Source organism: Aggregicoccus sp. 17bor-14, from assembly GCF_009659535.1.
GTDB lineage: Bacteria > Myxococcota > Myxococcia > Myxococcales > Myxococcaceae > Aggregicoccus.
The window spans coordinates 411807-421094 of record NZ_VJZZ01000005.1 but is presented as its reverse complement, the minus strand read 5'-3'; the positions used below and the strand labels follow the sequence as shown (position 1 = coordinate 421094).

The 9288-nt window shown below is 72.3% G+C and carries 8 protein-coding genes; all 8 read right to left on the bottom strand.

Annotated features, from left to right (window positions below):
- Window positions 1-223: 223 nt before the first annotated feature.
- Complete coding sequence (locus tag FGE12_RS12760; protein WP_153866700.1) at window positions 224-997, bottom strand: DUF1499 domain-containing protein; 774 nt, start codon at window positions 995-997, stop codon at window positions 224-226.
- 10 nt (window positions 998-1007) lie between these two features.
- Window positions 1008-1640, bottom strand: coding sequence for a sigma-70 family RNA polymerase sigma factor (locus FGE12_RS12755; protein ID WP_194797829.1), 633 nt, complete (start codon window positions 1638-1640; stop codon window positions 1008-1010).
- Window positions 1641-1778: 138 nt separating this feature from the next.
- Complete coding sequence (gene argF, locus FGE12_RS12750; RefSeq protein ID WP_194797828.1) at window positions 1779-2687, bottom strand: ornithine carbamoyltransferase; 909 nt, start codon at window positions 2685-2687, stop codon at window positions 1779-1781.
- On the bottom strand, window positions 2684-4132 hold the full coding sequence (gene argH / locus FGE12_RS12745) for an argininosuccinate lyase (protein WP_153866698.1): 1449 nt from the start codon (window positions 4130-4132) through the stop codon (window positions 2684-2686). Before argH ends, argF begins: the two co-directional genes overlap by 4 nt.
- Window positions 4132-5331: an argininosuccinate synthase gene (locus FGE12_RS12740; RefSeq protein ID WP_153866697.1), complete on the bottom strand. Its 1200-nt coding sequence runs from the start codon at window positions 5329-5331 to the stop codon at window positions 4132-4134. The genes argH and FGE12_RS12740 overlap by 1 nt, the downstream gene beginning before the upstream one ends.
- Window positions 5332-5345: 14 nt before the next feature.
- On the bottom strand, window positions 5346-5846 hold the full coding sequence (locus FGE12_RS12735) for an arginine repressor (protein WP_194797827.1): 501 nt from the start codon (window positions 5844-5846) through the stop codon (window positions 5346-5348).
- Between the two features lie 26 nt (window positions 5847-5872).
- Window positions 5873-7969 carry a bifunctional glutamate N-acetyltransferase/amino-acid acetyltransferase ArgJ gene (gene argJ, locus FGE12_RS12730; RefSeq protein WP_153866695.1) on the bottom strand — a complete coding sequence of 699 codons (2097 nt, stop codon included), beginning with the start codon at window positions 7967-7969 and terminating at the stop codon, window positions 5873-5875.
- Window positions 7966-9030, bottom strand: a complete 1065-nt coding sequence (argC, locus tag FGE12_RS12725) for an N-acetyl-gamma-glutamyl-phosphate reductase (protein ID WP_153866694.1) — start codon at window positions 9028-9030, stop codon at window positions 7966-7968. Before argC ends, argJ begins: the two co-directional genes overlap by 4 nt.
- Window positions 9031-9288 lie beyond the last annotated feature (258 nt).

Below are 9288 nucleotides of genomic sequence, written 5' to 3'. Positions count from 1 at the left end.
GCGCGCGGAGGTTTTCGCGCAGCTGCCCTCCGCGCGGGAGCGCGAGAAACCCGCCGAGTACCTCATCGACGCTGTCCTCGCGGCCGCTTAGGGTGGCGTCCGACTGCGAAACTCGAACTTAGGCGGTCACTAGGTATCCCGCGACCGCCGAAGGTGGGCGAAAGCGCGCGGCCTTCACCGACGACGTGAACGGCCTCAGCGCTCATCGCCCCGTCTACAATGCTCAGCCCCCCATCAACCGCCGCAGGTAGCCGCGGATGCGCGCCGCGTTCTTGCCCACGTCGCTGCGCCCCACGCGCGACACCGAGCGCACGTCCACCACGCTGCCGCCGCCCGGGCCCTGCGCCACGCGCACCACCACGTCGTCCTTGAAGCCCCACCAGAAGGTGGTGTCGGTGGCCTCGATGCGGCCCTCCGTGGGCTCCGTCGCCACCACCTCCCAGCCCTCGGCGCGCGCGGCCTCGAGCGCGCGCTGGAAGGCCTCGGCGCGCGGCACCTTCAGCGCGAGCGGCTTCAGCTCCGGGTAGGCCGCGTGCTGCTGGCGCGCCACCTCCGGCCCGCCGTACTCGGCCGGATTCGCCGCCCCCGAGCGCAGCGGCAGCACCGCCACGAAGGCGGGCGGATGCCCCGTGTCCGTGCTGATGTCGTGGATGGGCGGCACGGCGCGCGCCCGCGAGCGGAACGCCGAGGGCAGCGCGAAGGCGGGCGCCGCGAGCACCAGGCCCAGGAGCGCCCAGCGCCCCCGCCCGCGCGCAGGGCCCAGCCGCGCGAGCACCAGCCCCAGCACGCAGAGGGCGAAGGCCGCGAGCGCCGTCCACGCGCCGTACTGCATGGAGGTGAAGCCCGCGCGCAGCTCCAGGAGCCCGTGGCGGTACAGGGGCCCGGGCAGGGCGACGAGCAGCAGGGCCAGCGCGGCGAGCGCGAGGCCGAGCAGGGGGACGGCCCGCGGCCAGCGCGGACCGGTGGGACGGGCGGCGGTGTCGGCAGGAGTGTCCATCGAGGGCAGCCTAGCGCGGTGGCGGGCTGCCTTCCGCGCCACTCCCGCGCTCCGCCCGTTCCTCCTCGTCCCGCAGGGCAATGCCGAGCTTCAGCAGTGCACGGCGCAGCTGGCTCTTCACGCTTCCCAGCGGCCAGCCGGTGGCGGCCGCCACCTGCAGCTGGGACATCCCGCCGAAGTAGTGGAGGGCGAGCGCCCGCTGCTCGGCCTGCGAGAGCCGGCCCAGCGCCGCGAGGATGCGCTCGCTCTGCTCGGCCACGATGGCATCCGACTCGGGGCTGTCCGCGTGCGCCCCGGACCCGCCCTGCGCCTCTCCCAGCTGCTGTTCCGAGTGCTCGCGCGCCATGCGCCGCCGTCGCCGGTCCAGGGCGCACGTGCGCCCGAGCGTGAGCAGCCACGCCTGCACGGAGCCGCGCGGCGCCGAGTACTCGCCCGCGCGCTGCCAGGCGCGCAGGAAGGTCTCCTGCAGCGCCTCCTGCGCCTCCTGCGGATCGCCGAGCACCGCCAGCGCCTGGGCGTAGACGCCGCGCACGTGGCGCGCGTACGGCGCTCCGAGCGCCGACTCGCTCCCTGCCGCCAGCGCACCCATCAGCGCGCCGTCGTCGGCGAGGTCGAAGTCCGTGTCGGGAGGAGCGGGGGTCACGCCCCAAGCTAGCGCCGCTAGGGGAATCCCGTACCCCGGGCCTGCGGTCTGTCGCACCCGCGTGCAGCGCTCGCGCCGAGCGCACCCTGCAGCCGTCCGGCTGGCCGTCCCCCTCATCGGGGGCGGCAGCGAGCGGCGTCAGCCGAGCAGCAGCAGCTCGAGCAGTGCCTTCTGGGCGTGCATGCGGTTCTCCGCCTCGTCCCAGGCGGCCGACTGGGGGCCGTCCAGCACGCCCGCGGAGATCTCCTCGCCGCGGTGGGCGGGAAGGCAGTGCAGCACGATGGCGCTCGGGTGCGCGTGCGCCATCAGGCGCTCGTCCACGCAGAAGCCCGTGAAGGCCTCCTTGCGCTTCTGGGTCTCGGCCTCCTGGCCCATGCTCGTCCACACGTCGGTGACCACCACCTCGGCGCCCTTCACCGCCTCCGCGGGCGAGGCGGTGAGCCGCAGGTGCGAGCCGCAGGCCTGCACCTCCGCCTCGGGCGGGCGGTAGCCCTCGGGCGCCGCGAGCCGCAGCGTGAAGCCGAAGAGGCGCGCGGCCTCCATCCAGGAGAGCGCCATGTTGGTCGCCCCGTCGCCCACGAAGGCGACCTGGCGCCCCTCGATGCTGCCCAGCCGCTCCTCCACGGTCATCAAATCGGCGAGCAGCTGCACCGGGTGCGCGCCGTCCGTGAGGCCGTTGATGACGGGCACGGTGGCGGCCTTCGCGAACTCCTGGATGCGCGAGTCCGCGAAGGTGCGCATCATGATGGCGTCCGCGTAGCCGCTGACGACGCGCGCGGTGTCCGCGAGCGGCTCGCCGCGCGCCATCTGGCTGCCGTCGAAGGGCAGGGTGATGGCCTGGCCGCCCAGCTGCCCCATGGCCGCCTCGAAGGACAGGCGCGTGCGGGTGCTCGCCTTCTCGAAGATGAGGACGAGCGTGCGTCCCTCCAGCGTGCGCAGCACCTTCTTCTGGCGGCGCAGGCTCTTGAGCTCGTGGGCGCGCGCGAGCAGCGCGCGGTGCTCCGAGGGCTTCAGGTCCGAGAGGCGGAGAAAGTCGCGCTTCTTCACAGGGAGGCCTCCTTCAGGGACTGGAACAGCTGGTCGATGCGCGGCACGCCCGCGGCCTGGGTGCGGATCTCCGCGGCGCGCGTCTGCAAGACCTGGAGCTGGTGCTTCACGGAGGCAGGGCCGGTGCTGCCCACGCTCTGCTTGCGCGCCACCGAGCCCTGGGGGCGCGCCGCCTCGAGCACCTCGGCGTCGAAGCGGGGGTCCACCTCCTGCGCCTGCGCGAGCGTCACCTGGGCGAGCGGCACCTTCGCCTCCTGCAGCCGGCGCACGAGCGTGCCCACCAGGCCGTAGGCGGTGCGGAAGGCCACGCCCTTCTTCACCAGCGCCTCGGCCACGTCGGTGGCCTGGGTGGCGTCCGCGTCGATCGCGGCCTGGCAGCGAGCGCGATCGAAGGTGACGCCGTCCAGCCCCACGCCGAGGATGGAGAGCACGCCGAGCGTGCGCGGCAGCGTCTCCAGCAGCACCTGGCGGTCCTCCTGCAGGTCGCGGTTGTAGCCGCCCGGCAGCCCCTTGAGCGTCACCAGCAGCTCCACGAGCGAGCCCACCGCGCGCCCGCTCTTGCCGCGCACCAGCTCGAACACGTCCGGGTTGCGCTTCTGCGGCATCATGCTGCTGCCGCAGGCGATGTCCCCCGCGAGCTTCACGAAGCCGAACTCCGCGCTCGCGAAGTCCACCAGGTCCGCGGCGAAGCGGCTCGCGTGCAGCGCGAGGCGCGCGGCCGCGTACACGTAGTCGAGCGCGAAGTCGCGGTCGCCCACCGTGTCCAGGCCATTGAGCGTGACGCGCGAGAACTGCAGCAGCCCGCGCGTCACCTCGCGGTCGATGGGCAGGCTGCTGCCGGCGATGGCGCCCACGCCCAGCGGGAGCGCATCCGCCTGCTGCAGCACGAACCCGAAGGCCTCCGCGTCGCGCGCGAACATGGCCGCGTAGGCGCTGAGCCAGTAGGAGAGGGTGATGGGCTGGGCGCGCTGGCGGTGCGTGTAGCTGGGCAGCACGATGTCGCCCTCGGGGCCCTTTGCCCGGGCCACGAGCTTCTCCACGAGGGCCGCGAGCCCGTCCAGCACCTGCGCGCAGGCCTCGCGCACGTGCAGGCGCAGATCCAGCGCCACCTGGTCGTTGCGGCTGCGCGCGCTGTGCAGCAGGCCCGCCGTCTCGCCCAGCTCGCGGGTGAGCAGGGCCTCCACGGCCATGTGCACGTCCTCCTCGTCCGGCAGCTGCAGCTCCCCCTTCGCCTGCGCGGCGTAGAGGCGCACCAGGCCCGCGTGGATGGCCCCCGCCTTGTCCTTCGGCAGGATGCCCACGCGCGCGAGCATGGTGAGGTGCGCGAGGCTGCCCACCAGGTCCTCGCGCAGGAGCTGGCGGTCCAGCGCGAGGGAGCTGGTGAAGTGCAGCACCTCGGGCAGCAGGCCGCTGCCGCCCGAGGCGTCGGTCTTCGCAATCGCCACTACTTCTTCTCCCCGTGCAGCCGGCTGTACTCGTGCAGCTGCAGGCCGGTGAGGGTGATGAAGCCCTCGGCCGCCCGGTGGTCGAACTTGTCCTCCACGCCGTAGGTGCTCATGGCGTGGTTGTAGATGCCGTAGGGGCTGGTGCGGCCCACGACCGCGAGCGCGCCCTTGAAGAGGCGCACGGTGACGGTGCCGGTGACGGTCTTGTTGTGCTCGTCGTTGAAGGCCTGCAGCGCGGCGCGGTAGGGGCTGAACCAGAAGCCCTCGTAGATCATCTCCGCGAACTTCTGGTCGAGGCTCGCCTTCACGCGGTGGCTCATCCCCAGCGTCGTGAAGCGCTCCAGGTCCTTGTGCGCGGTGATGAGGGTCACGGCCGCGGGGCACTCGTAGTTCTCGCGGCTCTTGATGCCCACCATCCGGTTCTCCATCAGGTCGATGCGCCCCACGCCGGCCTCACCGGCGACCGCGTTCACCTTCTTGATGAGGGTGGCCGGGCTCATCGCCTCGCCGTTGATGCTCACCGGCAGGCCCTTCTCGAAGCCGATGGTCAGGTACACGGGCTCGTTGAGCGCGTCCTTCCAGTTCTTCGTCCAGGCGAAGGCGTCCTCGGGAGGCTCCTGGTTCGGGTCCTCGAGCACGCCGCCCTCCATGGAGCGGCCCCACAGGTTCTCGTCCACGCTGTAGGGGCTCTTCTTGGAGACCGGAATCTCGATGCCGTGCTTCTGCGCGTACTCGATGGCCACGTCGCGCGTGAGGTTGCGCTCGCGCTGCGGCGCGATGATGGCCAGGTCCGGCGCGATGCCCTTGGTGGCCAGGTCGAAGCGCACCTGGTCGTTGCCCTTGCCGGTGGAGCCGTGCGCGATGGCCTGGGCGCCGTGCTTGCGGGCGGCGGCCACCAGGTGCTTCGCGATGAGCGGGCGGCTGAGCGCGGCGGAGAGCGGATAGATGCCCTCGTAGAGCGCGTTGGCCTGCAGGGCGTTGAAGCAGTACTCCTTCGCGTACTCCTCCTGCGCGCTCACGACCTCGACGGCGACCGCCCCGGCCTTGTACGCGCGATCCACGATCTTCTGCGGCTCGCGGGCCTCGCCCACGTCCACGTGGCAGGCGATGACGTCGTACCCGTACTCCTCACCGAGGATGCGGACCAGCACCGAGGTGTCCAGCCCGCCGGAGTACGCCAGGACGATCTTCTTCTTCATGGGTGTGCTGCCTCTCAGGCCTTGAGCCAGTGTGAGTTCAACTGCTTCAACAGGTGCTGCGGGGAGCTGCGCTTGCTCGCTGCGATGAAGATGGTGTCGTCGCCGGCGATGCTCCCGGCGATGGCGTCCAGGCGCGCCTGGTCGATGGCCACGGCCACCGCGGAGGCCATGCCGGAGAGCGTCTTCACCACCACCAGCCCGCCGTGCGCCTCCTCCAGCCCCGTCACCATCTCGCGCACCACGCGCAGCGCGTCCGGCCCCTCGGCGACCCGGGGCTCGGGCAGCTCGTAGGCGCTGCCGCCCTCCGGCAGGCTCACGCGCCGCGCAGACAGGCGCGCGAGGTCGCGGCTGAGCGTGGCCTGCGTCACGTCGAAGCCCTCCTCGAGCAGCAGCTCGCGCAGCTCCTCCTGGGTGCCCACCTGCCCGCGCCGGATGATGCGGGCCACGGCCTCGCGCCGCGCCTCGGTGCTGTCCGTGTCCACGGTGTTCCTCTGCTGCTCTCCACGTACGGCCATCGGTGCTGCCTCCCGGGCGCTCGTCCTCATGCGCCGGTCACCAGCGTACCCACGCCCCGGTCGGTGAACAGCTCGGCGATGACGCTGTGGGGCGTGCGCCCGTCCACCACGTGCACGCGCTCCACCCCGGCAGACAGCGCGCGCAGCGCGGCGCGCGCCTTGCCGCCCAGACTCTCGGTGAGGCCGCCGGCCTCGAGACGCGCGCGCAGGGCCGCGGCGCCCAGCTCGGTCACCAGCTCGCCCGCCTCGTCCTGCACGCCGGGCACGTCCGTGAGGAAGAGCAGCTTGTGGGCGCCCAGGACCGCGGCGATCTCCGCCGCCACCGCGTCCGCGCTCAGGTCGTAGGTCTGCCCGTCCTCGCCCAGGCCCACGGGCGAGATGACCGGCACGTAGTCCTGCTTGAGCAGCAGCTCGAGCAGCCCGCCGTTCACCTGGGTGACCTCGCCCAGGAGCCCCACGTCCCGCCCGCCGGGCTGGGCCGAGGCCGGAGCCCGGCGCGCGCGCAGGAGCGCCCCGTCCTTGCCGCTCACGCCGATGGCGTGGCCGCCCTCGCGGTTGAGCAGGGTGACCAGCTCGGCGTTCACCGAGCCGGTGAGCACCATCTCCATGACCTTGAGATCGGACGCGTCCGAGATGCGCTGGCTGCCCTCCATGCCGCGGCCACCCAGGCGCTGCAGGGTGCGGTTGAGCTCGAGCCCCCCGCCGTGGACGACGACGGGCTGCAGGCCCACGCTGCGCAGCAGGTTGATGTCGTCACAGAAGGAGCGCTTGAGCCCCTCCTTCACCATGGCCTCGCCGCCGTACTGGATGACGCAGCGCTTGCCGCTGAAGCGCTGGATGTAGCTGAGCGCCTCCACCAGCAGGCTCACCTTGAAGCTGGGGCTGTAGTGGGTGAGCCGGTCGTCCTTCGCCACGCCGCCGGTGGGCGTCTGCACGATGAGGCTCGTGTAGTCGGCGTTGATCTTCACGTAGTCGTACGAGAGGTCGCAGCCCCAGCTGGTGGCGCGCTCCGAGCCTTCCGCGAGCGCCACCTGCACCCGCACCTCGGGCTGGCGCATGCGCCGGCGCAAGGCCGTCGGGTCCTGCGGGACCGGCCCGCGGGCATACACCTGAATTCCCTGGATATGCACCGTGGCGCATGCCGGGTCCACCGGGAAGCCCTGGCTGCCGGCGCGCGCGCCCACCGTGGCGAGCACCCGGCCCCAGTTGGGATCCGCGCCGAAGAGGGCCGCTTTGACCAGGCTGCTGCCGGCGATGGACTTCGCCAGGTCGCGCGCGATGGCGAGGGTGGGCGCACCCGTGACCTCCACCTCGAGCATCTTGGTCGCGCCCTCGCCGTCCGCGGCGATCTCCTTCGCGAGCTCCACGCTGAGGCTGTGCAGCGCGGCCTTGAAGGCCTCGTAGTCGGGGCCCGGGTCGACGATGGGCGCGTTGTCGGCGCGGCCGTTCGCGAGCGCGAAGACCACGTCGTTGGTGCTCATGTCGTTGTCGACGGTGAGGTTGTTGAAGGTCTGGTCGCAGGTGTCCTTCAGCGCCCGGTCCAGCAGGGTGGGGCTGATGCTGCAGTCGGTGACGACCACGCAGATCATCGTCGCGAGCTGCGGGGCGATCATCCCCGAGCCCTTGCAGATGGCGGTGAGGGTCACCTCGCGCCCGCCCAGGGTGAGCGTGCGGAAGGCGGCCTTCATCCGCGTGTCGGTGGTCATGATCGCCTCGGCCGCGGGGTGCGGCTCGGGGCCCAGCTGCTGCACGAGCTGCGGCAGCGCGCTGACCACGCTCTGCACGGGCAGGCGCACGCCGATGACGCCGGTGCTCGCCGTGACGATGGCGTGCGGCGCGCAGTGCAGCTCCTGCGCGAGCGCGCTCTTCACGCTCTGCACGTCCTCGAGCCCCTGCGCGCCGGTGAGCGCGTTGGCGTTGCCGCTGTTGACGAGCACGGCGCGGATACCCGCGCACGGAAGGCGTGCCTCGGCCTCGGCCACGGGGGCGGCCTTGGCGCGGTTCACGGTGAAGGCGCCGGCGGCTGCGCAGGGCAGGTCGCTCACCACCAGGCCCAGGTCCTTGCGGCGCGGCTTGATGCCCGCGTTGAGGCCGGAGAAGGTGAAGCCCTTGGGCGTCTTCATGGGTGGTAGGCCCTCAGGGAGGTGAGACCCCAGGTCTCCTCCAGCCCGAGCATGAGGTTGAGGTTCTGCACGGCCTGGCCGGCCGCGCCCTTCACCAGGTTGTCCAGCGCGCTGACGACGATGGCGCGGCCCGTGTCCGGGTCGCACGCGAAGCCGATGGTGCAGCGGTTGGTGCCCACCACGCTCTTGAGGTTCACGTGGTCCGCGCTGGGCAGCAGCTGCACGAACTGCTCGCCCGCGTAGGCCTGCTGGTAGGCGCGCGCGAAGTCGCCGCTGCCCACGCCCGGGCGCAGCGAGACCACGGCGGTGGAGAGGATGCCGCGCTTCACCGGCAGCAGCTGCGCGGTGAAGGTGAGCCCCACGGGCACGCCGGCGCAGCGGCCCAGGGCCTGGGCGATCTCCGGGGTGTGCTGGTGCTTGAGGACCTTGTAGGCGCGGAAGTCGCCCTCCACCTCGGTGAAGCTGTAGTCCTCGCTCGCCTTGCGGCCGGCGCCGGTGACGCCCGAGGCGGCGGTGACGATGAGGCTCTCGGCGCGGATGAGGTTGCCGTTTGACCCTCCGGCAAGCAGCGGCGCGAGCGCGAGCGTGGCGGCGGTGGGGTAGCAGCCGGGGTTCGCCACGAGGCGCGCCTGCGGCACGCTGTCGCGGAACAGCTCGGGCATGCCGTAGGCGGCGGTGCCCAGCAGCTCGGGCGCGGTGTGGGTGAAGCCGTAGTGGCGCGGGTAGGTGCCGGCGTGCGCGAGGCGGAAGGCGCCGGACAGGTCGATGACCCGGATGCCCGCCGAGAGCAGCTGCGGGGCGAGCGCGAGCGAGACCTCGGCCGGCGTGGCGAGCAGCACCACGTCGCAGCCGCGCGCGAGCTGCACCGCGTCCTCGTTCTTGCCGTAGGTGAGCCGGCCCACCGGCCCGCAGGCCCCGAGCCGCGCCTCGACGCTCTCGCCCGCCCAGCGCTCGCTGGTGACGAAGCGGACGTCCACGTACGGGTGGTGTGCGAGCAGGCGCGTCGCCTCCATGCCTGCGTACCCCGAAGCGCCCACGATGCCGACCGAAGCCTTATGCATGGCGCTGCATATAAATGCATAGATATGCATGCGCAAGCGAATAGTGCGGGGCGTCAAAAAAAGCCTCCCGCGCCCCTGACTGCGCCGGGTTGGCGAAGCCGCGTGAAGGTCCCCTCTCCCCCTGGGAGAGGGTCGGGGTGAGGGATGTGCCCGCCCCGTCGCGTGCCCGTTCGTCACGCGCACCCGGCGCCAGCGTGACGAAGTGGCAGTGCTGCGGAGCCCCCTCCGAGGGACGCAGCCGGGCCCTCGCCTTGCACT

Excerpts from the sequence above, each read along its gene's own strand:
- FGE12_RS12760 (WP_153866700.1), bottom strand. The coding sequence starts at position 997 with ATGGACACTCCTGCCGACACCGCCGCCCGTCCCACCGGTCCGCGCTGG.
- FGE12_RS12740 (WP_153866697.1), bottom strand. The coding sequence starts at position 5,331 with ATGAAGAAGAAGATCGTCCTGGCGTACTCCGGCGGGCTGGACACCTCG.
- FGE12_RS12735 (WP_194797827.1), bottom strand. The coding sequence starts at position 5,846 with ATGGCCGTACGTGGAGAGCAGCAGAGGAACACCGTGGACACGGACAGC.
- argJ (WP_153866695.1), bottom strand. The coding sequence starts at position 7,969 with ATGAAGACGCCCAAGGGCTTCACCTTCTCCGGCCTCAACGCGGGCATC.
- argC (WP_153866694.1), bottom strand. The coding sequence starts at position 9,030 with ATGCATAAGGCTTCGGTCGGCATCGTGGGCGCTTCGGGGTACGCAGGC.